A 26,138-nucleotide genomic window follows, 5' to 3' on the forward strand; every position below is an offset into this window, starting at 1 on the left:
CGAAGCACAGGCTGCAAATCGCAGCAGCCGATTACTTCGCCAAAAACTCCTTCACCACCTGCGCCACGCGATCCACCTGCGCATCCGTCAGTTCCGGGAATACCGGCAGACTAAGGCACGTCTTCGCCGCGGCTTCGGACACCGGGAAATCACCCATCTTATAGCCGAGTGATTTGTAGCACTCCTGCAAGTGCAGAGGCAGCGGGTAATGGACGGCGCTACCGACACCGTTCATCTCCAAAAATGCTTTCAACTCATCCCGGCGCGGATGACGCACGGTGAAGAGATGCCACGCGCTGTCATTACCAGCATTCTCCACCGGCAAGGTCAACGCTGTGCCCTTCAACAATTCCTGATAGCGATGCGCGATCGCCTGGCGGCGCTTCGTCCACGCATCAATGTGCTTGAGCTTCACGCGCAGCACCGCGCCTTGAATGCCCTCCATGCGGTAGTTGAAGCCCACTTCGTCATGGTGATAGCGCACCTTGGAGCCGTGTTCACGTAACGCCTTCGCGCGGACGGCTGCCGCATCATCATTCGTCACCAGCGCACCGGCTTCACCGATGGCACCGAGGTTCTTCGCGGGATAGAAACTGAAACAGGCGGATGCACCGAACCCACCCACGCGTTTACCCTTGAAGGTCGCCGCCACCGCTTGTGCCGCGTCTTCCACGATCGGCAGGTTGTGCTTCTTGCTGATGGCCTCAAGCGCTTCGATATCGAACGGATGCCCGTAGAGATGCACCGGCAAGATCGCCTTCGTGCGCGGTGTGATGGCTTTCTCCACGAGTGCCGGGTCCAGATTGAACGTCACCGGGTCAATGTCCACATACACCGGCTTCGCACCGACATAGGAAATTGCCCAACTTGTCGCGGCAAAGGTATACGGCGTGGTGATGACTTCATCGCCGGGGCCGACATTGAGCAACATCAGCGCGATGTGCAGCGCAGACGTGCCGCTGTTCATGGCGATGCAATGCTTCACGCCGCAGAACTCCGCGAACTCCTTCTCAAATGCCACCACGTCCGGCCCGAGGCAAAACGTGTTGTTATCCAAGGCACGGGCCAAGGCGGCATCGACTTCGGCCCGGATGGGACGCAATTGGGCCGAAAGATCCAAATAAGGAACGCGATCAACAGTCATGTGCAGGCAGTTTGCTAACGATTGCAGGGCTTGAAAACGAAAAACTCAGCCTTGGCCAAGCTTGCGGGATTTGTCAGATGCAGCGCGCACGGCATTCATCAAACCAGAACGCACGCCCGCTTTCTCCAGCTCATGGATGCCTTCAATGGTCGTGCCGCCGGGGCTGGTCACCATGTCTTTCAAGGCACCGGGATGCATCCCTGTCTCCAGCACCATACGCGCAGCACCGAGCAACGTTTGCGCCGCAAGTCGCGTCGCGACATCGCGCGGCAAACCGGCCGCCACCCCGCCATCGCTCAAGGCTTCGATCATCAGGTAACCATACGCCGGACCACTGCCGCTCAGGCCGGTGACGGCATCCAGCAACGATTCCTTTACCTGCAAGGCGAGACCGACGGTGGCAAAGAGTTGTTGCGCCAGCTTCGCGTCATCGGCATTTGCGCCCGAACCCAATGCGAAAGCGGAAGCGGATGCTCCGACAAGTGCGGGCGTGTTCGGCATCACGCGAATGACACGGCTGCCGGGAGGCAAAGGCTTCTCCAGTTTCGCCAGCGGCACACCGGCAGCGATGGAGATAACGATGTGATTCGGCGTCAGCACTGGCGCGATTTCGCCGAGGACATCAGCGACTTGATCCGGCTTCACCGCCACGATCAGGACATTGGCGGCCTTCGCCACTTCGGCATTGGAGGCGGCACTGCGCGCGCCGCTATCTTTGGCGAAGGCGAGGCGGGCGGCTTCATACACATCACTGGCGATGAGTTGTTCCGGCGTGGTCAATTTCGCCTGGACAAAGCCCTTAGCCAGCGCCGTGGCCATCTTGCCTGCGCCGAGAAAACCGATCGTGAGTTGTGCCGACATGCCGGAGCTTCTAGCAGTCTTGCGGACGGGACGGAAGGGAAAAGCAGACTGAGGTTCAATCCTGTGATGGGTCCGGGATGAAGATTTTGGAACCGATGGCCATTTTATTCGGGTTGAGCCCCGGATTGGCTTTCTCCACCATGGACTGGGTGATCTTCTTGGTCACGCCCTTCTCTTTCAAGGCCTCGTTGTAAGCCTTGATGATGGTGCCAAGAAATTCACCCGGCTGGACGACGTGCTCAAACCCCTTGGTCGGCACATTCGCCGGAGAGGTGTCCACGACGGGCTTCTCCACGGTGGGCCGGGGTGCGGAAGGGGTGGGGCCTGAGATGTTTGCAGAGGAGGCAATCTTTTGCACCAGCTTGCGAACTTCTTCCACGATGCGTTTGTCATCCTCCACACGCTTCTTATCGAGATCGTTGACGGCATCCACCAGTTTCTTGAGCTGGTCCTGGGTCACATAGCGACCATTGCTTTCCTCAGAGCGGCGTTCTGCCTTGCTGACTTCAGCGAGCAGTTCGGCGCGGGTTTTGCGCAAGTCGTTTTCGAGCACGCCTATCTTGCGTTGCAGATCCGCATTGGCGGCCAGCAGATCTTCTACGTGGGCGCTAAGCCGGTTGTAACGTTCCGCCGCTTCCTGCTGATCGGCTATCTGAGCGGCGCGAGTGGCATCCTGCGCCGTCAGATTTGTGGCGGCGACAAGGGCAAAAAGGGGCAAGGCCCGGAGCAAACTCTTCATGGTCCGCACCATAAATCTCACCCGCTTTCCGCGCAAGCGTGTTCCGGCAATTCTATCATATGCACGATCACGGCAGCTTACGCACGTTGATATCTTTGAAGTAAAACACGCTTCCTGGATCGTGCGCTTGCAACGCAATCGCCCCGCCCAGGGGATCAAGCAATCGCGCTTTGCGCTCGGGCGGACGTTCGGGTTTTTCCGGCTCCGTATAATCCACAGTCACCTTGTCATTGATCTTCACGAGGATGCGCTTGCCTTCCACGCGGATGTAGACATCGAACCACTTGTTTTCATCGACCGGTGATTTATCGAGGTCCACGATGGCATAGAGGCTGCCCGTCTTGCGCTTCTCCTTCTCGCTGCTGTTCAACTGCACTTCGTAGCCCTTGGCCAGATGGTTCTTCACATCGCGCACGGAAGTGTCCGTGTGGAAGAAGATGCCGGAGTTCGCGTTCGGTTCGCCGCGCACGGTGGCTTTGAGCTCGAAGTTTTTGAACGCAACTGCTTTCCCGTCTTTCTCTTCACCGACATAGAAGAGGTGCACGCGATCCTTAGTGGATTGGGCGCGGATGGCACCATCAACGACCTTGAAAGAATCCGGGAGGAGGTTGGATTTCCAGCCGGTGAGGTCTTTGCCGTTGAAGAGCGATGTCCATCCTTCTTCTGCCGCGTGTAACAATCCCAGCGGCAGAACCATCAAGCTGACTATCAGTGGGATTCGTGATTTCATATGTTCTCCTCTTATCATTTCTTCTTCCCCGCTTTGGCGTCCACCGGCTTCGTCCGGCCCTCCGCAGCCGCCACTTCCGGCGGTTCCGGGAAACGGCCTTGGTCATCGGATTCCGTGATCCATTGGGTCAACACACCCTGCAGGCGTTTCAATGCCGCCTGATGCTCCGGCTTCGTGGACGTCACCAAGTTGTTCATGGACCATGGATCCGTCTCCATGTCGTAAAGCTCCTCGGGCGGCATGGTGGGCGAAAGGTAGAAGTTCTTCTGCCACTCCGTTAGCTTGCCCTGCTTGCCCAGTTCAGGGATGAGCGTCCATGCCGGGTATTGCTTCTCTTTGTATTCGTTCGGCTGGAGGAAAGGCCGTTCTGGCATGAAGTTCTTGATGTAGCGATACCGCGCATCACGCACCGTGCGAAAGCGGAAGGTCGTCTCATCACAACGATCTCGTGCGCCGAAGACATATTCGCGCGCTGGTTCCGATTTATCACCGAAGAATACTTGCCCCTGCATCTTGGCTGGTTTGCTCACACCGGCGAGCGAGAGACTCGTGGCTGTAAGGTCCAGTGCCGAGATCAGTTGATCCGAGACTTTGCCCGCCTGATAATTCTTCGGTGCGGGCAATCCTTTCGGCCAACGGATGATCAATGGAATGCGCAACCCGTCATCGTAGCAGAACTGTTTGCCGCGCACATGGGCCTGACCGTGATCTCCCATGAAGACCACCATTGTGTTCTCCGCGAGCCCGTCCTTTTCCAGTTGGGCGAGAATCTTGCCCACTTTCACATCCAGCGCCGTCGCGGCATCCAGGTAACCCGCCCAATCCTCCCGCAGCTTCTGCACATCGGGATATACTGGTGGCAGTTCCACCTTTGCCGGGTCTGCATGATTCGGCGAATTCCACGGGCCATTCCCTTTCGCGCCACCCACACGATGCGTTTCTGAAAAATTGATTTGGGCGTAGAAAGGTTGCTTGCCTTTCAGATCGTTCCAACTGGCGGAATCAAAGGGCTTGCCGCTGTAAGTGAAGTTCCAATCTGTCTTGCCGGTTCCTTTGAATCCCATTTCCGCCGGCAGTTCGCGGATGTTGGCGGTGAAATAGCCCGCTCCCCGCATCCAGTCGGTGATCACTTTCACGCCATCGGGCAGCAGGTAGCCGTCATCCCGATGCGAGCGGTGATTATGTGCGCCAATCGTCGTCTGATACATCCCCGTGATGAACCCCGAGCGGCTGGCGGAACAAACCGGTGCCGTTGTGAACGCGCGGGTGAAACGCATGCCGCCCTGGGCCAGCTTGTCGAGATTGGGCGTGTGAACTTCTTTGGTGCCATAACAGCCGAGATGCGGGCTGAAATCTTCGCCGATCAACCACAGGATGTTGGGCCGCTTGATCTCTGCCGCTGCTGTGTGCCGTGTCCCGCCGGTCACGGTCACACAAATCGCAAGGAGAGAGAAAAGTTTTCGGATCATTTTCATAGGGATGGCGTTCAGGATGCCAAGGTAACAGGCAGGCCAGACTATTTCGATACAAACTTATCGGGCTGCCTGCTGTTTCTCCTGCGTGGAAGATGTGGTAGGGTTGGGGATGGCCCGCGTGCCCCGCCAGTCTTTCATGGGCGAGGTCGTCAGAATCCGTGAAACAGACGAACTGGCGATCGTGATTTCGGACAATCTCTATCTGGAGAGTGAAAGCACCAAATGGCGGGCCGTAGTGAGGACACTGAATGGTGATGAGAATATCTATTTTCTGAGCCAGTTGGACATGGAGGTGACCAAGTATGAATCCGGTGCGTTTATATTTGCGGTGCGTATGGAGTTTTCCGATCTGGACTTATAGCAGGGCATGTCTGAGAGGGCGTTTACGAATAATAAGAGGCCTCCATGGTGGAATGGAACTTGGGGATGATACGAGCCTTGCAGGATTGTTCAAAAGCGTACGCCAGGCTCAATAATGTTGGCTCGCTCCAGGCGCGACCGAAGAAGGAAAGCCCCAAGGGCAGGCCGTAAACATTTCCACAGGGGACTGTGATATGCGGAAAGCCAGCGGTGGCCGCAGGTGTGGAGCTGCCGCCGAGGCCACGATCTCCCGTGATGTAATCGATCGTTGGCGCTGGACCAGCGGTGGGAGCGATGAGTGCTTCAACACGGTTGGAGTCCATGAAACGGGTAAGGATGTCGCGCCACTCCTGAAGTTTATTTCTTGCTTCAAGGTAAACGGAATCCGTGAGTGGGCCTTTTCGGACGGCGTCCAGGAGGATTTCCTGGCCGAAGATGGCAAGCTCCCTGCGATGCTCTTTTCGATTGAATTCGATGAGGTCTTCCAGCCGTTTGACAGGCGAGTGCGGACCCAGGCTGGCGAAGTAGGCATTCAAGCCGGCTTTGAATTCATAGAGCATGACTTGATAGCGGGCTTCACTCAGGCCGGGCAGCGCAGGCAAGTTGAGATTCACCATCTCCGCCGAGATGTCCTCTTCCAAGTGTCTAAGTACAGCGGCGAGGACGGTATCTATTTTCGGATGCAGGCGAAACATGGTGTGCAAGACCCCGATACGGGTGCCTCTCAAGGCGTCTGCTTTCAGGAATTGGGTGTAATTCTGATGGATTCTTCCGGCCGAACGCTGAGTGGCCTCGTCTTTAGGATCGGGTCCGGCGAGCACGCCCAGCAAGACGGCGGCATCAGTAACGGTACGTGTCATCGGACCAGCAGTGTCCATGGCGGCGGAGATGGGGATGATGCCCGTGCGACTGACCAGTCCTACAGTCGGTTTGAGGCCAACGATGCCACAGTAGGAAGAGGGCGAGACGATTGAACCATTTGTTTCAGTGCCGATGGAAGCGGCGCAGAGGTTGGCCGAGGTAGCCACCGCAGAGCCAGAGCTGGAACCGGAGGGGTTACGGTCAGTGAAGTATGGATTGCGAGTTTGTCCGCCGCGTGCGCTCCAACCACTGACGGAATTGGAGCCGCGAAAATTTGCCCATTCGCTGAGATTTGTTTTGCCCAGGATGATCGCCCCGGCCAGGCGCAGACGTTGTACGACGGTGGCATCCTGCAGTGGTATGGACCCGGATAAAGCCAACGAGCCCGCAGTGGTGCTCATGCGGTCATGGGTATCGATATTGTCTTTGATGAGGACAGGAATGCCATGCAGCGGACCACGTGTTCCTTTGGCCATACGCTCTGCATCCAGGCTGGCGGCGATGGAGACGGCATCAGGATTTACTTCGATGACGGATTTAAGCTGTGGCCCCCGGCGGTCAATGGAGTCTATGCGCGATTGGTAGCTGCGGACGAGATCGACCGCTGTATATCGTCCTGATGACAGGCCCGCCTGGAGATCGCGGATGGTGGCTTCCTCGATGTCAAACTGGGAAGATGATCGTGAAGACAGGCGAGTTTCACTGCGGGGCGCGAGGCAGCCGGTGGTGAGTGAAACAGTGGAGATGGCGGATAAGGTGCTGGCCCTTTGCAGAAATTCCCGGCGGTTCATGCGCAAGGGAAAGTAGCTCAGCTTTGGAAAAGTTTAAAGGATGATGACCAGCGTTCAGAGAATGCGGATTTTATTTTGCAGCCAAGGATACTTTGCGCGTAGCAGGATCCAAAATGAACTGTTGCCCGGCGGGAGGTGCTGGAAGCGCGCGGATGACCTTGTATCGCACCAACAGCGAGAGATCGGTCATCGGGGGCCAGTCAGGAGAATCGTCTGACTTGTATTTGCGAGTGTCCATGTAGCTTTGAATGGCTTTCTCCAAGAAATCCACCGAGTCCTTGGGCAGAAAGTTGTCGTCCTTGTCGTAGAAGAAAATGTTTCCGCCTTGGACGAGGTTTTTTAGCGGTCCATGGGGATCTGCCGGTGGCAGGGCAGTTTTGCCCAAGGCGGTAGGGCTGCCTCCTGCTGCTGGCGGGGGAGGGACGACAGGCTGGGCTACGAGAACAACTCCCATATCCGCATGAGCAGAAGGCGCGGTGGTGGAAGCAGGTGCGGGTATTTCAGCTTCACCATTGCCGCATCCTGCAGCCAGCAGCATAGCCGCAGACATCACGAACATGGAAAGGAACATTTGTTTCATTGTGCCCTTACGGCGGAGGCTCAATGTTTCGGGTCGATCGTCCACTGGCCGCTCTGGCGGTTGTTTGTAGCCACTGAGTTCTGAACTTTCTTGAGGTTATTCAATTGCACATGACCGTCCACGTACAGGAAATCGAACATCTCAAGACCATGCAGGGATTTTTCATTCGGCCCCATGCTGTCTGAGGTGAGGATCTGCTGGGCATTGGAGGTGCCGCCACCCCAGTGTCCATCCGGACGGGGAATCTCAGCCGCCGTGATGGTGCCGAAGTAATTGTTGGCCAGGATGCGCTCGGTGAGCATGAAGGTGTCGTCCGGTGCGCGAATGATGGCGGCGTTGACTGCCAGTTGACGGCGGATTTGTCCGACATTGGCTGCGTTTGTGTCGCTGTTCATGGTAAAGGCGGCGTTGGCGTTGTTTACCACGGGCTTTGAACTGTTTAGCACCAGCCCGACGCCAGTTTTGGAGGCGGGATTTGGCGGCCAGTCGTCGTCCGGTTGCCGGGTGTAGCCGGCAGGATCCCAATTCCATGGTGCGGTTGCCGTGCCACCATTGTGTTGCGGCATGGAATAGGAACGGCGGTAATTGAAACCGGGGGTGTTCTCCACCACGCAGAGCGCCGGGACTTTATCTCCGGGGCAGAGAATCCATTTCTCAGGTTGAGGAGTCAGGCTTCCATTGGGAACACTCCCTGCGGGATCCCATTCCCATGGTTGCGTGCCGGTGGCCGTAGGATTGCGATGGGACCCCATGTAGGGGCCGACTTTTTTATCCCATGACATTTGGCCGCCGTTTGAGGCTAGGCCATGTTGCAGGCGGGCATACGGCAGTTTCTGGCTGTTGTCCCCGATGTAGACGGTCATGCCCAGACCGATCTGTTTCAAGTTATTGATACACCCGGTGAGCAGGGCCTTTTGCTTGGCGCTTGCCAAGGCTGGGAGAAGCATGGCTGCCAAAATGGCGATGATGGCGATGACCACCAAGAGTTCAATCAATGTAAATCCACGACGATGGGCAGGGATAGGGCGCGAATTCATAGAGCCTCACTATCTTTTTTGGGGTTGTAGTGAGGTTACGCTGAATTCGCGCCATTGCCATAGGCATTTTGGGTGGAAAAACCAGTTAAAAATACTGCTTTAACAGTAACTAATATTTAATTTGACTAATAGTTTTTTAAGATTATCGTTATAGTTGTGAAAATTCTGTGGCCGAGTGGCTGGAAGAATTGGAAGGCGTAGTCTTTTGGGTTCTGACGGTCGTTTCGGCTCAGTTACAGGGTCATTTGGTGCCTGCTCTTTCGCCAAAGCCTCGTCAGAACCCCCAAAATCCTCGCTTGGCTGCAGGATTTTTTAAACCGCAGTAAAGTATAAATGGCTAATTTCTTCAGATGGATGGAAGTAGAATATGGGAGCTTTTCGGGGCAGATGCTAGATATTAGTCATCTTGCCAAACCGTCCAAGCACCGGCTGGAACTGAGGAAGCAGTGACAGACGCAGCAGGCAAACGGCTCTCGACGTGGCCATCAACCATGAGGTAGTTGATCTGGCTGGGGGCGGCCGCACCTTTGGGTAGGTGACTGGAGGCATCGGAGATGGTTGCTCCATTCCACGAACCCACCTTGTTTGCTCCGTCGAACAATTCTGTCAGGAACAGAGTGGAGGAGGGCGTAGTGATCATCGGTACGTAGAAAGAGGTCTGCCACTTCGGAGCCGCTTTGGTGCCCGGTTCATCATCTTGATTCCAGCGAGGACTCACCTGTCCCGGTCGGCCGTCCAAACGGATGCCTATCCCGGTCTGATTGACTGGACTAGGTGGCCAGTCAGCTGCAGTGGCCATCCGCCCGGCAATCATGTTCAATCCCAAATTGTGCTCGGGCATTGCATAACTGCGGCGGCTTTCCTTGCGGTCAACCCCTTTTTCCATCAGCACAGGGATAGCATCTTGCGGGCAAGACAGCATTTTGAACGAGCCAGCGCCAGACGCCCCATCTTGGTCGCGTTGAAGCGGAGTCATCTCTACGCCGAGGTATGGACCCATCAGGTCATCCCACGCCAGATGATGTTCTTCCTGTCCGTCTGAGTAGCGCAATGCAGCATAAGGCAGTTTGTCGTTGGAATCTTGAATATAGAGACTCACGGCAGTGCCAACATCCTGAAGGTTGCTAAGGCAACGGTTGGACCTCATCTTGGACTGGGCTTTTGCCAGCGCCGGCATGACCAGCACCAGCAAAATGGCCAAAGCTGCCAGAGCGACACACAGCTCAAGCAAAGTAAAACCAGATACGCTCCGCGAGGGGTTGGCGCGGCTTCCGGCAGGATGGGTGGTCCTCGGATGCATGTGTTTTAAATTAAGCGGGGTGCTTCTGGGGTAACTATGCGGTTCATGACAGGCGGCAATCAACTAAAATCTAAGCTAATAACCTGGATAAGGTTTATCGTTTTTTGCTCAACAGCTTTTCGCTGCTTCGGGGTGTGACTCCTTATACTCCCGAAAATCCCTGCCGTGTATGGGCGGGAGACATGATATTGGCTGTAAATTTACCCTATACGGAATGACCGTTCACGAATGGGAAGATAGCGGTCGAGCTTTCGTGGAAAAGGTCATGACGTGGGGTGCCGCCTGAGGTTGATGCATGGCCAGGCCGTCGGGAGGTAACTGTCTGTGGCAGCCTGCCATTACTTCAATTCGCGGAGCTTGATATTACGGAACCAGCACTCGTCCTTGTGATCTGTAAGCAGGATGTGTCCGGTGACTTTTTCCCCGAATTTCAACGCACTTTTGAACTTTGTTTTGGCCACTTGCTCCAGGATCTTCGCATCACCGCATTCATACTCTGTCACTTTCACCCCGTTGAGCCAGTGCTCAACATGGGTCCCTTTCACCACGATGCGGGATTGGTTCCACTCGCCCATCGGTTTCAGGGGTTTGTCCGGCATGGGCGCAACGATGAGGTAGAAGGAGGCAGTTTTGGAAAGATCATCCTTCACAGTCGTGTCATCGATCATCTGATACTCATGGCCGATGGCGGCTTTGCGTTCCGGGATGATGAAGTACTTCACGCCGTTATTGCCCTTCTCCGCCAGTTTCCACTCCCAGGAGAATTCAAAATCAGTGTATGCACTCTCCGTGATGATATCGCCGGAAGTGACATTCGGCAATTTGTGCAGCAACCCATCCTCAATCTTCCATCCTGCGCCGATTTTGCCCCCATCTTTAAAAGTGCGCCAGCCGTTGAAAGATTTGCCATCGAAGAGCAGTTTCCACCCGGAGGATTCCTCCTCTTTCGTCAGGGTGTTGAGGCCGGACGCAAGTGCGAAAGGCGCAGGTACAAAAGCGGTACAGAATAAGGCAAGGGCTAGCAGGCGTTTGATGGGCATAATGGATTATGCGGTAGCCTAAGCGAGAAATGCTTGGAGGTCACGCTCCAAACTGGCGTTTGATCGGAGCTTAATTTCTGAAGCGGAATGTTCGGATCAGAGCCAGCCTGACAGACAGAGGAGATAACAGCTCCTTCGTCAGGGACGGTATGACCACGGAGCTGCAAATGCCCGGCACGCTGCGCACATCAGAATTTCAATGTCGCCTGAACGGCCACCAATTGCTCGCCCTGCTGGTGATTGCCTTTTTGATGGCTGTAGCTGTACTGCAGCTTGCCTTGCAGATGACGTGTTAGGCGGTAGCCGAAGGCAGCATCGATTCGCCACATGTCATTATCCCAATCTTCTTCCCCTCCCGCACCGTTTTGCACCGGATCGAAGAATTGCTGGTTCCAACGCAGAGCAGCGAAAGCCTTGGTAGTGAGCTTGTATTTGCTTTCGATGAAGTAAGCTGAGGTGTCGGCGTTGCCGACGTTCGGCACGTCGAAGCGGGAGAAGACGACTTCGCCCCAGAACTGCCAGTCTCGCCACGCATAGGAAACGTCATAGGCGATAGAGGTTTGCGCATAATCATCCAGTGTTTTGCCTGCAGGCAGAACGGTTTCGGCGACGGGAAGCAGGTAAGGGCCGTAGCTGGCGGAGACACCGAGTTTCCACGCGGCATTCGGCCGCCAGCCCAGGCGGCCGCTCCACGTCGGGTGTTCCCAGCCGAGATGACGGGCATCCCAGATGGTGGGGCGGGAGGAGATGGATGCGTTCTTGAAATCGAGGGCGTAATCAAACTGGTGAACGCGACCAAAGATGGCGGCACCGCTGGTGTAGGCCGGGCCCCACAGAATGGGCAGCCAGGCGGCTTTGGCGTCAAAAGTGTTTTTTCGGGCAAGGAAGCCAGCGGGTGTGGCTGGCACGGTCTGGTCCGTGATAGTCAGGACATTCTCGTAAGCGACGGGCGCGGTGATGAAAGGGTTGTTCCACGATTCGTGGCGGTTTACCCAGTCACCGAAAACGGTGGCGAATTTGCCGACTTGTAAATTCACCCAAGGTTCGTCAAAGGGTTTGTAGCGCAGCAGGTATTCATCGAACCGTGCGGCGCTATCGGCAGCACCGGGATCGAAACCGCGATCGGCACGGAATTGCACGAAGCTGTAGAACTGCTGGCCGAAATGGGTATCGAGAAAGAGCGAGAGGCGTGGGTTGAAGTAGTGGTTATCGTCCGGGAAGAGGAGGCCGGGAGGGCGTTGATCGATGTAATAGCCTTCGAGATCAAGCGTGCCGCTGAAATCGGAGCGGAACCAGCCGTTCTTGGTCTCAACGTGAAGGGCTTCATCGATCTGATCGAGGATGGCCTGTCCGTGTGAGGCGTTTGCGAAGGCCAGTGACGCGGTGCCGATGAGGAGTGTTAGCCACGCTTTCATGAATGCTTAGAACCCGGCATGAACTTTTCTGAAGCAAAATTATTAAAATGAAGTGAACCTACGGTCATGAAGATGAATGCAAACTCTTTTGTCCTTCTCCCCTCGGAGGGGAGAAGGATTGAGGATGAGGGGTGCCCCTTTCTGTAAAAGCTAATGTTTCCGAGCAAATCCCCGGCACCCCTCACCCCGGCCCTCTCCCCTCCAAGGGGCGAGGGTGCTAACGCCAGTCGTTTCTCGCACCTATTGCGGTTGTTTAAGTGCATGACAGGTTCTATTTCTTCGGTTGCACGTGGGTGACCTTGTAGGCCTTCACCATGTCGCTGAAGCCTTTCAATTTCAGCTCGGGCAATTCTTCGGCATCGATGTGTCCGGAGAGTTTCGCACGAGTTGTCTCGTCGATCACCACTTCACCGCGTCCAGCAACACTGCACAGGCGGGAAGCGAGGTTCACGCGTTCGCCGAGGACCGTGTAGTTCAGGCGGTCAGCGGACCCCATGCAACCGGCGACGGCTTCTCCCGTGGCGATGCCGATGCCGACCTCGATCTTGTGAGATGAAATTTTGTTCAGCTTGTTGCGCTCCTCGATCATACGCATGGCGCAGCGGGTTGCGTTGAAGGCGTCATCGCCGTAGCTCTTGGGGGCGCCGAAGACGGCCATGATGAGATCACCTACGAACTTGTCCACCACACCGTTGTGTTCGTAGACGACCTTGGTGAGCGCGGTCATGTGTTCGTTCAGCATCTTGATGACCTCGGCGGGGTCCATGCCTTGCGTGTGCGCGGTGAAGCCGCGGATGTCGCAGAAGATGACGCTGACTTCGCGTTTCTCGCCACCAAGGGACATCGCACCGTGGACCATCTGATGAGCGACATCTTTATCTGCGACCATGTCCAAGACAGCGCGATATTTCTCTTTGAGCGCGAGTTCGGCGGTCATCTCATTGAAGGAATGAGCGAGTTGGCCGACTTCATCATTACTGCGTACCGGAACACGTACTTTAAAATCACCATCCTGCACACAGCCGGTGGCGGCGACGAGTTCGCGGATGGGAGCGGAGAAACCGTTGCTGAGGAAGACGCTGATGAGCATGGAGCCCATGAGGAGGATGGCGCCGAACATGATAATATTCCGCTGCAAGTCCTGCTGATCGCGGATGGCCTCGGCCATGGAGTAGATGCTGACCTGATAGGTGGGCGTGAAATTGGAATCACGGTTCATCAACTGGAAGAAGACCTGATGCGGTTCACCGGCGACATCGACATCGAAGGTGCCTTGCATCTTGATGGAGCGCTTTTGCTCCATCATCTCGCGCATGCGGCTGTTGATCTCCACGGCATCGGCAGGAGCGAGGCTCTCGGTGTAAAGCATATTGTCGGACCAGATGCCGCTTTTGATGCGGCTGAAATCCGAGAGGCCGTGCTCCGTGTCGTTGATGAAATGAAAGCCCACGATGAGGGAGCCCATGCATTTGCCATCGATGTCTTCAACGCGTGTGAGGATCACTTCGACCAGGGTCCGTTTCTTCTGGTGTGCTGCCAGCTGGCGGGCACGGGAAGGAAAGCGTGGCTGGTTTGGTGCGACGTTTTCAACCGAGACATAACCGACCTGTTGAATGGGGCCGGAGGCGAGATTTGTGATGACCTGTTCGAGCTGGGTCTCCAGTTGATCGTATGCGAGGAACCCGCGCCCGTTAAGAAGCGGCGCTGAAGGCGGCAGCTCTTTGCCTTTTTCGTCCGTATAACGGACAAAGGCCAGTGTCATAGGGCGGCGTTGGCGGATGGCTTGGGCGGCCAGCTCCCGGACATCGAGTTCATTGAAGGTGGTCTGGTAGAGCCGTTCGCTTTCGCCAGATTCCTTGGTGGCTTCCAAGGCGGCTTGGACTCGAACGGACTGGGTCAGTTCTGTGCATTTTGCTTTGATGGCGGAGAGACGCGCATCCTGCATGGAGTTGAAGACCGCGATCTGGCCGGTGAAGCGTTCGGCGAACAGCGTCTGATAAGCCGTCTCCATCCGTTTTTGAGAGACGTAGAGAGTGGTGCCGGTGGCACCGACCACCACGAGCATCATGCCGAGGAGCAGCTTGAAACGGAAACTGAAGTTCGGCATCAACGACTTCATGGTGCCTTGAATTCTACCTTCAGCGTTTCACCGGCTTTGAGGGTGACGGGCTGGGAGCGGATGTCTTTGTCATCCACCCAGGCTTTCAGGGTATAGGAGCCGGGGGGCAGGTTCTCAAGTTTGAAGGTGCCTTCCGGGTTGGTGGTGATGAAATGAGGAGTGTCGAGCACAAGGATGTTCGCGCGCATGTGTTCGTGGATCTCGCAGTAGAGTTTCACGAGACCGGGCTGATCGAACTGGATGGCGGCGGGTTTCTCGTCTTTCCGGTAGCGGCCCAGGTCGAAGCGCTTGGTCTTGGAGTAGGAAAATACGTTGTGGTAGTCGTCATCAAGGTTTGGGAATTCGACGTAGTGGCCTTTCTGCACGGGCAGTACGGAATGAGTGAATTGAAACCCTTTTTGCGCCATCTGCACCTGATTGGTCTTCACGGCATTGGTGGAAGCGGTGAACTGGCCTTCCAGATAGACGATGGCGACGGGGGCAGGCGGAGCGGCGAGCTGGCCGGCCTTTAGGCCGTAGCGGTCGTTGGAAGGGGGCGGGGATTTGGGTTTGGGCAGGGTGACGGTGCCTTCCACGGTGGCGGTTTGGCTGTAGCCTTTGGTGGCCATCAGAAGCGACAAGGCAAGAATCAGTGCGAGCAGCCCATGCCGATGGACTGTCTGCACAAAAACATTAGTGCTAAAATACTTCATGGCCTTTGAACCGGAGAACCTAAACAAAGCGCGGAGTCTGTGCAATGACCGTAAATGGGGAGGGATCAAAGGGCGGTGGTGTATCTCAGTGAGAATTGTCACTGCGGAGCGGTCACGGCCTCTTCGCTAGCATTACAGTGTGAGCCATGTCTGGACTGGCGATGAAGATTGCGCCCAGTTGAAACAAACCGGCTGTGACTTTTCCCCAGATTCTAGCTTGCCGCGATCCAGAAGTAAGGGATGATGGCTTATATGCCGTCCCTGTCATTCAATTGCGCGTCTGTTCGCGGTGCGCTGCTATGCCCATTTCTTGGGCTCGTCTTTTCCGCCGGATTGATCCAAGCGGCGGATGAGACAGGGCCGCTCGCCGGACATTCCATGCATGGAGACGCCTTCAATGAAGGACCACGCCAGAAGGCTTTTCTGATGGGGGAGACAGGGCGCATCCATTTTCCTATCACGACCAAATCCGCGCAGGCGCAGAAGTTCTTCAACCAGGGCGTCGGGCAGCTTCATGGTTTCTGGTATTTTGAGGCGGAACGTTCTTTCCGCCAGGCGGCGATGCTGGACCCGGATTGCGCCACGGTTTATTGGGGCATGGCGATGGCGAATGTGAACAATGCCAAGCGTGCGCGTGGTTTTATCGAGAAGGCAGTCTACCTGAAATCACTCGTCAGCGCGCGTGAGGGATTGTGGATCGATGCCCTGGCCGAATATCGCAAAGAGGACAAGCGCGACGACAAGCAGCGGCGTAAAGATTATCAGGCGGCGTTGGAAAAGATCGTGGCCGCTTACCCTGACGACATCGAGGCAAAGGCATTCTGTGCGTTGCAGTATTGGGATAACAACAGCAAAGGCGTGCCCATGGGTGACAAGCAGAAGGTGGACGCGATGTTGAAGACGGTGCTGGCCGCTGAGCCGCTGCATCCGGTGCACCATTATCGCATCCATCTCTGGGATGACAAAGGCGCGACCAATGCCCTGAACTCCGCCGCGTTGAACGGTTACGCGGAACCGGACACCGCTCACATGTGGCACATGAGCGGCCACACTTACACCAAGCTCAATCGCTACTCGGATGCCGCGTGGCAGCAGGAGGCCAGTGCCCGCACGGATCATGCCTACATGATGAAGAACCGCGTGATGCCGGATCAGATCCACAATTTCGCGCACAATAACGAGTGGCTCATCCGCAACTTGAATTTCATCGGCTCGGTGGATCGCGCAGTCGATCTGGCCAAGAACATGATCGAGCTGCCGCGTCATCCGAAGTACAACACGTTGGCAAAAGGCAGTGCGAATTACGGTTATCAACGTCTCGCTGAAACGCTCGTCCGCTATGAGATGTGGCCGGAGCTGGTGGCGCTGGGCCAGACCACTTACCTCGAACCGTTGGATAATAACGATCAGGAAGTTCGGCGTTTGCGCGCACTCGGGACGGCTCACTTCAACTTGAGTGATGTTTCGGCGGGCAAAGCACAGCTCGCCGCACTGGAGAAGTTGAAGATCAAGATCGAGGCAGACGCGAAAAAGAATCCGAAGAGCGAACCTAAGAAGGACGAGGAGAGCAAATCCAAGGAGGAAAGCAAACCGCAGGCGGAAGCCGACAAAAAAGAGGAGAAAAACAAGACCGCCGGGAACACGTCTACGAACAGCACAAACCGATTGACGGGCGTGAACAATGCCATCGCGGAGTTGCAGGGCTGGGAGGCATTAAAAGCGGGGGATGCGAAGAAAGCGAGAGAGGCGTTCGCGAAGTCGAAGGATATCCCGAAGGAACGGCAATCACAGATCGAATGGTTCCTTGGTGATAACAAGAAGGCGGAGCAACTGGCGCTGGATGCGGTAAAAGGCGCGACCAATCAGGTGCAGCCGCTGGCGCATTACGTGGATATCTCCTATCGCAACGGAAACTACGAGACGGCGTATAAATATTTTTTCCAGTTGCGCGATCTGGCGGCGGAAGCGGACTTGAACGCGCCGGTGTTTCAGCGGCTGAAAACCGTAGCGTCTGATCTGGATTTTCCGGCGGATTGGCGGCCTGCGTTGAAGCGGGAGAAGGACTTTGGCAAGCGGCCGAGTTTGGCATCGCTCGGGCCAATTCGCTGGCAGCCTAGTGCCGCGCCTGCATGGTCATTGCCGAATGCGGAGAACCGCCAAATTTCGCTCAAACAATACAAGGGCAAGCCGGTGATCGTGATCTTTTACCTCGGTCACGGTTGCCCGCATTGCATCCAGCAACTCGCGGCTTTCGCACCGGAGACGGATAAGTTCACCAAGCTGGGGATCTCGCTGATCGCGGTGAGCACAGACTCAGTGGATGGCCTCAAAAAGACGGAAGAGAAAGTAGCGGAGAGCGGCGGCTTCCCGTTCCCGCTAGTCTCGGACAAATCCATGAACATCTTCAAGGCGTATCGTGCGTTTGATGATTTCGAGAACTTGCCGCTGCATGGAACATATCTGATCGATGGCGATGGATTGGTGCGCTGGCAGGACATCAGCTACGATCCGTTTGTGGATACGAAATTCCTGCTGGGAGAAGCGCAACGGTTACTCGGCAAGGTGCGTGTGCCGGAACTGGCGGCAACACCGGCGAAGGTCAAAGAGGGCGGGGAGTGAAAAACCTTTGGACCGCGCCTGTGTGCTCAGAGCACCGGGCGCAGCGGGCAGGGTGGCTATCGCGCAGGTGAAATAATTTCAAGGCACTATGTCAGTCTCACATGCTGCGGCTGATTCTGTCAGGCAGAACACAGCCGCGGTCCACTGTAGTTAGGCTGTTGCCGCTTCTTTTTGTGAAGCCCGGTATTTGCGGGCGTGGTCGAAGAACTCGGCGGCGACCATGTAGCCCACGCAATCTTTCGCGCCGCAGTTACACGGGTAGTCTTTGTATTCCTCGATATCGAAGCCGTAATTGTAGGTCAGCTCCTCACCGGCCTTGATGTCCCGAACGGCGAGGATCCAGATATGCGGGTCATCGTTCTCGGATTCACAGTTGGGGGCGCAACTGTGGTTGATGAAGCGTGCCGGGTTCCACTCGACATTGCCGTTTATGTCCACCGCATCATTCAGTGTGAAGACGTAGACGTTGCCGTCTTCACATTGTTTCGCGGATTCTGCCTTGCTCATGTGCGGGCCGACGTATTCGATGACCTTCTCGCCTTTGCGGATGTCACACGCGGCGAAACAGCCAGTATCATGGATGCCTGATTTGCGCACTTCGACTTTGGAGGCATCGACTTTCGTTCCGGCAGGTTTGGCTTTTTTCTTGGACACAGCTTGATTCGGTTAACAGGTAGGTGATGAGTGCGTCAATCCGTTAAAAAGGTTGAATCATGAAATGATACCGTTTCGCCATTTTAACCATTCAACAGTTTAACGTCTTACTCACTTCTTCTGGTCGGCAAGGTGTTTTAGCACGGCTTTGCGCATGGATTCGGTGGCTTTCGGTGTGTTTGTGTGCCCGGCTTTGATGTCGTTGTAGATCTGTTTTGGGCCGGAGAAATTGTTGTAGGCTGCATAGACACTTGTTGGTGGGCAGACGCCGTCGATGAAGCCGACTGTGAAGATGCTGCCGGCTTTCGTACGGGTGGCGAAGTTCATGCAATCGATATAACGGGCGGCCTCCGTCACTTTGGCCTCCGGTTTCCCGGCTTTGTCATTGGGCACGATCTTCGGCCAGCCACTGATGCGGTTCACTGCATGGCCTGAATGATCGCAGCCTGCGGGAACACCGGCAGCGATGAAGGTCACGCGGGAATCCAGTCCCGCTGCGGCGATCGCCTGCAAACCGCCCTGGCTGGAGCCGTAGACCACCACGGTCTGGCCATCCCATTCCGGCTGGGAGGTGAGGAAATCGATGGCGCGGACGAGGCGGAGGCACATGCCGAGGAAATAAATGGTGTCACGCGAATCGCGTCCTTTGGCCCGGTAGTCTTTCAGTTCGCCATTGGCCAGATCCGTGTAGAACTGGTCTGGTTTGCCATTCGGTATGCCGTGGGCGTTGATGTCCAGAGCGATCAAACCTTGCTTGGCCCAGCCGACCGCCGAGCCCAAACTGGAACTGCGCACACCTGCTCCATGTACGGTGAGAATGGCTGGCAGGCTCTTGGGCTTCGCACCTGATGGCCGTGCGAAGTAGCCCGAGACGGGCGCACCCAAACTGGCGGCTTGCAGATCGTAGGCCTCAATATTATCCGCACCCGACTTCACGGCAGTAAGTTTCGGGTCCATCGGGACCTTGGCGAGATCTGCTTTTTTTGCCTTCCAGAACGCATCGAAATCATCGGGCACCGGCAGGCTGGGCTTGATCCGCAGAGCATCGATGGCTGCGCCAGCAGTGGCTTTGAAGGAGAGCTTGTTCGTCTGATATGTGACAAAGCAGGTGAGAAAGCCCGGTTCGTCGAGCTTGCCCGTGATTGTCGCCCTGCCGTTTTCGAGTTTCACTTTGCCACTCGCTTTCGGAGCCACGCCGTCTTTGCTCGTTGACCAGGCGATTTCTCCGCCGTTGACCGGTTGTTTGTCCAGTCGGAGCGTAACGTGGAATGAAACCGTTTCCCCTTGCTTGTAGAGGGCGTCCGGCCGCTCCGCATCAACGTTGAGGACGTAGTTCGTGGATGGCTTGATCTCTTGTGCCTGCAGGGTGAAGAGGTTGATGAGCAGGGCGGCTGCAAGCGGGAGCGGACGGACGAACGCAGGTTTCATATGGACTTATTTCGCGGGCGGACCGGCCCTAGGGCAAGCCGAAAGGAGCCAAAGTGATGCAATCCATCGAGGGGTCGCAACGATGAACGGAATTCCAGCCAGCATGAATTATTTGCGACAAAACCAAAATTTTGCGCTGGAACTCGTGGCCGTTTTGACTTCAAATGCTTACAGTAATCGCTGCTGGTGCCTTCTCGTGGCCGGCATTTTTCGCAAGGAGTTGTTGTATGAACGTCCTAAATGCAGAGTTCGCAAGATTGCTGGCAAGTTCCGGTTGGAAACAATCGGAGGCAGCAAGACAGTTGGAGCTGTCACCGGCTGTGGTCACGCGCTATCTGAGCGATGACACCCGTCCCAGCCTCACGGTCTTGAAGCTTTTCAAGCTGCTGATCGGTGATATGCTGCCATTGCCGGGGGAAAGCGATCTGACCGGTCTGGAGGGTGAATTGGAGCGGCCGCTGGATTCCGCCGAGCGGCAGTTGCTCACGCACTTGCGGGCGATGCCGGATGCACAACGGCGCAAGGTGATTCATTGCATGTGCTCAATGTTGGGTGCCACCAGTGCAGTGAATACCCCCAGCAAAACGGTTCCGGCTCTGCCGAAGAAAGCCCGGGCCAAAAAGCGACAGAACGGGGCAAACGGTGCCAAGAACTAAAACGGCAGCAATTGACGGTTTTACAGTAGTAAAGGCGGTTGAGGATTGCGGCAAATATTTGAGTTATAGATGGATTGTGGGACGGCCCATGTGGGGCAGCGGATCGTGGCATTCGTTGGCGAAGGTGGCGATCGAAGCGGGGAGGGAAGCATTCAGCCGCTCAAACAGGTAAAGTTTGCCCAGTCTACCGGGGCGTTTAAGAAACTGAAAAGTGCCAATGAGGTTTTTCCAAGGACAACCGAAACAATCCACGGATGCTAAAAGGCCAAGGACCAAAAAATGAAAATCATCAACCTACTGTTACTGATCGGGGCTCTCATCATCAGCGGCTGTGCGACAGGTAAGAAGTTCGACGTAAGCAAGACCCAAAACATCAAGCGTGGGGAAACGGTTCCCACCCAGTTGACCGAGTGGTTCGGCAAGCCCTGGACGGTGCGCGAGAAGAAAGATGGCACTCAAGAGTATATCTGGCAATACACGCGGGGAACGATCGGCGGCCTGGTAGAACAGCAAGAGCTGCGCGTCTATGTGGACCCAGATGGCAAGGTGAAGGATTTTACGCTCAAGCAAATATAAGGCACCCGGGTCGTTTGCCGGGAATTCCAGCTTTGACATAAGCGGAGGTGATTGGCATCGTTCGGCCTCTGTTTTGGGGCGTTTTCCCAGTTAATTGACCGGGTGAACGAAAAGCGGTTAACGAATACTTTTTGAAATTTATGGCAGATCTGGTTGGAAATCTTTTGGTGGCCCAGTCTGGCGGGCCGACGTGCGTGATCAACGCCAGCGTGGCGGGCGTCATCCAGACGGCGGGCAAGTACCCCGACCAGATCGAGGAGATCTACGGCGGCATGAACGGCATCCTCGGCATCTTGAACGAGGAGATCATCGACCTGCAGGAGGAAAAAGCCTCCTCGATCGAGGGTTTGAAATACACGCCCGCAGCCGCGCTCGGCACGTGCCGTTACAAGATCAATTTCCAGAAGAAGCCCGAACAGGCCGCGAAGGACATGGACCGTTTGTTCGAGGTCTTCCAGGCGCATAACATCCGTTATTTCTTCTACGCGGGCGGCAATGACTCGCAGGACACGGCGCACAAGATCCATCTCGAAGCCGTGAAGCGCGGCTACGATATGCGCGTGAATGGTGTACCGAAGACGATCGATAACGATCTGCCGCACACGGATCACTGCCCCGGCTATGGCTCAGTGATAAAATACAATTCTACGACGGTGACGGAGATCGGCTTCGACGTGGGCAGCATGGCCACGGATGACGGCTCCTGCTGCATCGTCGAGGTGATGGGCCGCGCGGCTGGCTGGATCGCGGCTGGTACCGTTCTCGCGAAGCAGGGTAATCCGGCGAATCCGCCGCACATCATCTTGCTCCCGGAGATTCCGTTCAACGAAGCGAAGTTTCTCGCGAAGGTCAAAGAAACCGTGGATGCCTACAAGTATTGCATAGTGGTTTGCGGCGAAGGTGTGAAAGACGAGAAGGGCGAAGAGATCGGCGCAGACAAGACACGCTTGGACGCCTTCGGTCACGCGGTGCTCGCCGGTGCCAGCGAAGTGCTCAAGGGCATTGTGCAGGAGAAGCTGAACCTCAAGACGCGCACGGTGTTGCTCGGCTACGCGCAACGCGCTTCCGCCCATTACGCCAGCGCGACGGATGCGGAAGAAGCTTACGCGTGCGGTGCGGCCGCGGTGAAGGCAGCTATCGAAGGCAAGAGCGGTTTCATGCCGAAGATCGTGCGTCTCAGTTCCAATCCTTACAAGTGGACGGTGGATCTGCAGCCGCTGGAGGACATCGCGAATGTCGAACACTTCCTGCCGCGCGAGTGGGTGACGGAGGACGGCTTCCTGCCGAACGAGAAGTTCGTGGAATACGCCTCCCCGTTGATCGCCGGTGAGACGAAGGTGCCGACGGAGAACGGCCTGCCGAAATATGTGGTGCTGGAGAAGGTGAAGGTAGAGAAGAAGCTCCCGGCCCGAGTGAAGTAAGCGGACTGAACAGTTTAAGACGTATCCCCGGGCCGAAAGGTCCGGGGATTTCGTTTAGCAGTGTGGCGAAGAAGATGGTTTTCGTGCATTTGGCACGGGTTGGAACGCCTCGACATTTCCTCAAATCGGAATATTTTCATAACTCTTGTGATTACAGCGGGATCATATGTCGTCTAAGTAACCAATGGCTGCGGAGGCACATGCACGTCCCCGGGTGACGGTGGATGGAAAGTTCTTTCGGTTGGGGACTGCGAAGTTCCACGTAAAAGGCGTGGCCTACGGTCCTTTTGCACCGAACGGAAACGGGGAGGCGTTTGCCTCGCCGGAGCAGACCGCGCAGGACTTCAAACTCATCCGCCAGCTCGGCGCGAACCTCATCCGCGTTTATCACGTGCCGCATCGCTGGTTGCTGGATCTCGCGCAAGAGCACGGTCTCAAAGTCCTGGTGGACGTCCCTTGGGGCAAGCACCTGTGCTTCCTTGATTCGGCAGAGCTGAAACAAAAAGGACGCGAGGCGGTGCGCAAGGCCGCTCAAACCTGCGCTTCCCACCCCGCCACTTTTGCATTGTCCGTGGTGAATGAAATCCCTCCTGATATCGTGCGCTGGAGTGGAGCAACGGATGTCGGCGAGTTCATCGATGAACTGATCGACATCGTGAAGTCAGTGGATGCCGATTGTCTCTGTACTTTTGCGAATTATCCTCCCACAGAATTTCTCAGCGCTCAACGCGTCGATTTTCTTTGCTTCAATCTCTACCTGCACAAACAGCAACCGTTCGCGAACTACCTCGCGCGCTTGCAGATGATCGCGGATACGAAGCCGCTGATGCTCGGCGAGTTCGGCATGGACTCCTTGCGTGAAGGTGAGGAAGCCCAAGGACAGTTCCTCGAGTGGCAGATACAAACAGCGTTTCGCGGAGGTGTCGCGGGCGTGGTGGTGTTCAGTTTCACGGATGACTGGCACACGGGCGGGCATCAGATCGAGAACTGGGCATTTGGTCTCACCACACGCATGCGTGAGCCCAAGGCTGCGTACGCCGTGGTGCAGAAACACTTCGAGATCGCACCGTATTTCCCGCTGCCTTATCAGCCGAAAGTGTCCGTGGTGGTAGCGAGCTACAATGGTGCGCGCACATTGAAGGCGTGTCTTGAATCACTTGAGCATCTCAATTATTCGAACTACGAAGTCATCCTCGTAGATGACGGCTCCACGGATAACACGCAGGAGATCGCGGCGAACTATCGCTACATCCGCAATGTGCCGCACAAGGTGAACCAGGGTCTTTCGGTGGCGCGGAACACTGGCATTCAAGCGGCTACTGGTGAGATAGTCGCGTTCACAGATTCCGACTGTCGCGCGGATGAGGACTGGTTGTTTTACCTCGTCGGCGATCTGTTGAACTCTCGCTTCGCGGGCATCGGAGGTCATAACTTTTTGCCGCCGGAAGATTCGTGGGTGGCCTCTGCTGTGATGGTTTCACCTGGTGGACCCGCACATGTGATGCTGACCGATCGCATCGCCGAGCATATTCCTGGCTGCAACATGGCGTTCTACAAATGGGCTCTGGAAGAGATCGATGGCTTTGACCCCATCTTTCGCACTGCGGGGGATGATGTGGATATATGTTGGCGCTTGCAGCAGCGCGGCTATCGCATCGGGTTCAGCCCGGCAGGATTCGTGTGGCATTATCGCCGTTCGACGGTGCGTGCTTACTTGAAGCAACAGCACGGCTATGGTGAAGCGGAAGCGATGCTCGTGCGTAAGCATCCGGAATATTTCAATTCGCTCGGTAATAGCATCTGGCAAGGACGCATCTACACGCCGGCGAAGCTGGGCATCGTGACGCGCTCCCCGGTGATATATCACGGTGTGTTCGGCAGTGCGTTCTTCCAATCCATTTACACTTCAGAGGCATCGCTCGCGCTGATGCTGCTGACGAGCCTCGAGTTCCACGTGCTGGTGACGTTGCCGTTGTTCGTGCTGGGTGGCGTGTTCGATCACCTGTTGCCGTTGGGCTGGGCTGCATTGCTCACCTCGTTAGGCATGTGCCTCACTGCCGCAGTGCAAGCGGATGTGCCGAAGACCAAGCGGCATTGGGCCTTCCGTCCGCTCGTCGCGTTGCTCTTTTTCTTGCAACCGATCCAGCGTGGCTGGGCGCGGTATCGTGGTCGACTGCTGCAAAGTCCCACGCCGCTCTCGCATCGCGAGACGATGCAAACGCTCGATCCGAAGCACGAAGGCAAGAGCTTCGAGGTCGTCCAATACTGGACCAAACAACCGGTCACACGCATGCACTTCCTCGGTGCGATCCTTGAGGAGCTCGATCACCATAGCTGGCCGAACAAGACGGACGTGGGCTGGAACAGTTACGACATCGAGATCTACGGCAGCCGCTGGTGTACGCTGCAACTCACCACGGTCGCTGAAGGGCACAAAGATGGCGCGCAACTCTTCCGTTGCCGGCTTAAGACCGTGCCTAGTCTCCTCGCAGAAACTGTTGTCGCCCTCACCATCGCGTTCGAGATATTGCTTGTCGGTCTCACAGGCGAGAGCAAATGGATGTGGGCTGTGCTGGTGCTTTCCGTGATCGGTTTGTTTTGGTTGCTGCGTTCCGAAGCGCAGGATCTTCGCCGGATCATGTCTGTGTTCCTGGATACCGTTGCGCCCAAGCTCGGGATGAGCCGCGTTGAACTTACCGAAGCACCACCAACTCCCGTAAAGACTCCGCCGCCGGGCAAGATCCAGCAGCCTTGATTTTTCATCACTTGGAATAAGCACTTGCGGAGCGAGGCAGGGTATCTAACCTCTCTCTACGATTTTCGATTTATCGCCGCTATGGTCCAATATCTGCAACTGCTCAAGCTCGTCCTCGAACAAGGCAAATTCAAAGGTGACCGCACCGGCACCGGCACCTATTCCCTCTTCGGCGCGCAGAGCCGTTATGACCTGCGCGAAGGTTTCCCGCTCGTCACCACCAAGAAGACCCATCTCAAGTCCATCATCCACGAACTTCTCTGGTTCCTGAAGGGCGAGACGAACATCCAATACCTGAAGGAAAACGGCGTCACCATCTGGGATGAATGGGCGAAGGAAGACGGCAGCCTTGGTCGCGTTTACGGCGCTCAATGGTGCGATTGGCGCACCGTTGATGGTCGTTCCATCAACCAGATCGATCAAGTCATCGAGCAGATCAAGAAGAACCCGAACAGCCGCCGCCACATCGTCAGTGCATGGAATGTCGGCGAGATCGAGCAAATGGCGCTGCCGCCCTGCCATGCTTTCTTCCAGTTCTACGTGCAAGACGGCGAGCTAAGTTGCCAGCTCTATCAACGCAGCGCGGATCTTTTCCTCGGTGTGCCGTTCAACATCGCCTCCTACGCCTTGCTCACCATGATGGTCGCGCAGGTCTGTGATCTGAAGCCCGGCGATTTCGTCCACACTTTCGGTGATCTGCACCTCTACTCGAACCATCTCGAACAGGCGAAGCTCCAGCTTTCGAGGTTGCCGCGACCTCTGCCGCAGATGAAGATCAACCCCGTCGTGAAGAATATCCACGACTTCGTTTACGCAGACTTCGAGCTCGTCGGTTACGATCCTCATCCGGGCATCAAAGCGCCGATCGCTGTTTAGTAATCTCTG

At 56.0% G+C, this 26,138-nt stretch carries 22 protein-coding genes; 7 read left to right on the forward strand and 15 right to left on the reverse strand.

Translation table 11 applies throughout. From position 1 onward, the window contains the following. Positions 1 to 31 precede the first annotated feature (31 nt). The 5 genes from VGH19_09500 to VGH19_09520 all read right to left on the reverse strand — a co-directional run bounded on the left by VGH19_09500 (position 32) and on the right by VGH19_09520 (position 4,949). Positions 32 to 1,144, reverse strand: a complete 1,113-nt coding sequence (locus tag VGH19_09500; GenBank protein HEY1171592.1) for a DegT/DnrJ/EryC1/StrS family aminotransferase — start codon at positions 1,142 to 1,144, stop codon at positions 32 to 34. 45 nt (positions 1,145 to 1,189) lie between these two features. Continuing rightward, positions 1,190 to 2,005, reverse strand: coding sequence for a pyrroline-5-carboxylate reductase (gene proC / locus VGH19_09505; GenBank protein ID HEY1171593.1), 816 nt, complete (start codon positions 2,003 to 2,005; stop codon positions 1,190 to 1,192). Positions 2,006 to 2,060: 55 nt separating this feature from the next. Continuing rightward, a complete protein-coding gene (locus VGH19_09510) occupies positions 2,061 to 2,744 on the reverse strand; it encodes a hypothetical protein (protein ID HEY1171594.1) in 684 nt (227 codons plus the stop codon). A gap of 67 nt (positions 2,745 to 2,811) precedes the next feature. Beyond that, positions 2,812 to 3,474 (reverse strand): DUF1080 domain-containing protein, encoded by a 663-nt coding sequence (locus VGH19_09515; protein ID HEY1171595.1) that lies wholly within the window; start codon positions 3,472 to 3,474, stop codon positions 2,812 to 2,814. A 14-nt stretch (positions 3,475 to 3,488) separates the two neighbouring features. Continuing rightward, positions 3,489 to 4,949: a sulfatase gene (locus VGH19_09520; protein ID HEY1171596.1), complete on the reverse strand. Its 1,461-nt coding sequence runs from the start codon at positions 4,947 to 4,949 to the stop codon at positions 3,489 to 3,491. A gap of 85 nt (positions 4,950 to 5,034) precedes the next feature. Here VGH19_09520 and VGH19_09525 point away from each other — a divergent pair, with 85 nt between their 5' ends. Further along, positions 5,035 to 5,310 carry a hypothetical protein gene (locus tag VGH19_09525; GenBank protein HEY1171597.1) on the forward strand — a complete coding sequence of 92 codons (276 nt, stop codon included), beginning with the start codon at positions 5,035 to 5,037 and terminating at the stop codon, positions 5,308 to 5,310. A gap of 22 nt (positions 5,311 to 5,332) precedes the next feature. Here the strand turns inward: VGH19_09525 and VGH19_09530 are convergent, their stop codons facing one another. The 8 genes from VGH19_09530 to VGH19_09565 all read right to left on the reverse strand — a co-directional run bounded on the left by VGH19_09530 (position 5,333) and on the right by VGH19_09565 (position 15,144). Continuing rightward, positions 5,333 to 6,961 (reverse strand): amidase, encoded by a 1,629-nt coding sequence (locus VGH19_09530; GenBank protein HEY1171598.1) that lies wholly within the window; start codon positions 6,959 to 6,961, stop codon positions 5,333 to 5,335. A 70-nt stretch (positions 6,962 to 7,031) separates the two neighbouring features. Next, positions 7,032 to 7,541: a hypothetical protein gene (locus VGH19_09535; protein ID HEY1171599.1), complete on the reverse strand. Its 510-nt coding sequence runs from the start codon at positions 7,539 to 7,541 to the stop codon at positions 7,032 to 7,034. Between the two features lie 20 nt (positions 7,542 to 7,561). Then, a complete protein-coding gene (locus VGH19_09540) occupies positions 7,562 to 8,578 on the reverse strand; it encodes a prepilin-type N-terminal cleavage/methylation domain-containing protein (GenBank protein HEY1171600.1) in 1,017 nt (338 codons plus the stop codon). Between the two features lie 397 nt (positions 8,579 to 8,975). Then, complete coding sequence (locus VGH19_09545) at positions 8,976 to 9,878, reverse strand: prepilin-type N-terminal cleavage/methylation domain-containing protein (protein ID HEY1171601.1); 903 nt, start codon at positions 9,876 to 9,878, stop codon at positions 8,976 to 8,978. Positions 9,879 to 10,216: 338 nt separating this feature from the next. Next, positions 10,217 to 10,918, reverse strand: a complete 702-nt coding sequence (locus VGH19_09550) for a DUF1080 domain-containing protein (protein HEY1171602.1) — start codon at positions 10,916 to 10,918, stop codon at positions 10,217 to 10,219. 188 nt (positions 10,919 to 11,106) lie between these two features. Continuing rightward, on the reverse strand, positions 11,107 to 12,333 hold the full coding sequence (locus VGH19_09555; GenBank protein HEY1171603.1) for a hypothetical protein: 1,227 nt from the start codon (positions 12,331 to 12,333) through the stop codon (positions 11,107 to 11,109). A gap of 271 nt (positions 12,334 to 12,604) precedes the next feature. After that, on the reverse strand, positions 12,605 to 14,452 hold the full coding sequence (locus tag VGH19_09560) for an adenylate/guanylate cyclase domain-containing protein (protein ID HEY1171604.1): 1,848 nt from the start codon (positions 14,450 to 14,452) through the stop codon (positions 12,605 to 12,607). Further along, positions 14,449 to 15,144, reverse strand: a complete 696-nt coding sequence (locus tag VGH19_09565; protein ID HEY1171605.1) for a carboxypeptidase regulatory-like domain-containing protein — start codon at positions 15,142 to 15,144, stop codon at positions 14,449 to 14,451. Before VGH19_09565 ends, VGH19_09560 begins: the two co-directional genes overlap by 4 nt. Positions 15,145 to 15,396: 252 nt before the next feature. Between VGH19_09565 and VGH19_09570 the strand changes: the two genes are divergently transcribed. Further along, positions 15,397 to 17,763, forward strand: coding sequence for a peroxiredoxin family protein (locus VGH19_09570; protein HEY1171606.1), 2,367 nt, complete (start codon positions 15,397 to 15,399; stop codon positions 17,761 to 17,763). 150 nt (positions 17,764 to 17,913) lie between these two features. On the opposite strand, the gene VGH19_09575 is transcribed toward VGH19_09570, so the two are convergent. Then, positions 17,914 to 18,417 carry an SET domain-containing protein-lysine N-methyltransferase gene (locus VGH19_09575; GenBank protein HEY1171607.1) on the reverse strand — a complete coding sequence of 168 codons (504 nt, stop codon included), beginning with the start codon at positions 18,415 to 18,417 and terminating at the stop codon, positions 17,914 to 17,916. A gap of 111 nt (positions 18,418 to 18,528) precedes the next feature. After that, a complete protein-coding gene (locus VGH19_09580) occupies positions 18,529 to 19,845 on the reverse strand; it encodes an acetylxylan esterase (protein HEY1171608.1) in 1,317 nt (438 codons plus the stop codon). Positions 19,846 to 20,072: 227 nt separating this feature from the next. On the opposite strand from VGH19_09580, the gene VGH19_09585 reads away from it, so the two are divergent. The 5 genes from VGH19_09585 (at position 20,073) to VGH19_09605 (ending at position 26,129) form a co-directional block, all read left to right on the forward strand. Continuing rightward, positions 20,073 to 20,501 carry a helix-turn-helix transcriptional regulator gene (locus VGH19_09585; protein ID HEY1171609.1) on the forward strand — a complete coding sequence of 143 codons (429 nt, stop codon included), beginning with the start codon at positions 20,073 to 20,075 and terminating at the stop codon, positions 20,499 to 20,501. A gap of 279 nt (positions 20,502 to 20,780) precedes the next feature. Beyond that, on the forward strand, positions 20,781 to 21,077 hold the full coding sequence (locus VGH19_09590) for a hypothetical protein (protein ID HEY1171610.1): 297 nt from the start codon (positions 20,781 to 20,783) through the stop codon (positions 21,075 to 21,077). A gap of 140 nt (positions 21,078 to 21,217) precedes the next feature. Further along, a complete protein-coding gene (locus VGH19_09595; GenBank protein ID HEY1171611.1) occupies positions 21,218 to 22,498 on the forward strand; it encodes a 6-phosphofructokinase in 1,281 nt (426 codons plus the stop codon). Positions 22,499 to 22,682: 184 nt separating this feature from the next. Continuing rightward, a complete protein-coding gene (locus VGH19_09600) occupies positions 22,683 to 25,253 on the forward strand; it encodes a glycosyltransferase (GenBank protein ID HEY1171612.1) in 2,571 nt (856 codons plus the stop codon). Positions 25,254 to 25,334: 81 nt separating this feature from the next. Beyond that, complete coding sequence (locus VGH19_09605) at positions 25,335 to 26,129, forward strand: thymidylate synthase (protein HEY1171613.1); 795 nt, start codon at positions 25,335 to 25,337, stop codon at positions 26,127 to 26,129. The last annotated feature ends 9 nt before the right edge of the window (positions 26,130 to 26,138 follow it).

Source organism: Verrucomicrobiia bacterium (assembly GCA_036405135.1).
Lineage (GTDB): Bacteria > Verrucomicrobiota > Verrucomicrobiia > Limisphaerales > JAEYXS01 > JAEYXS01.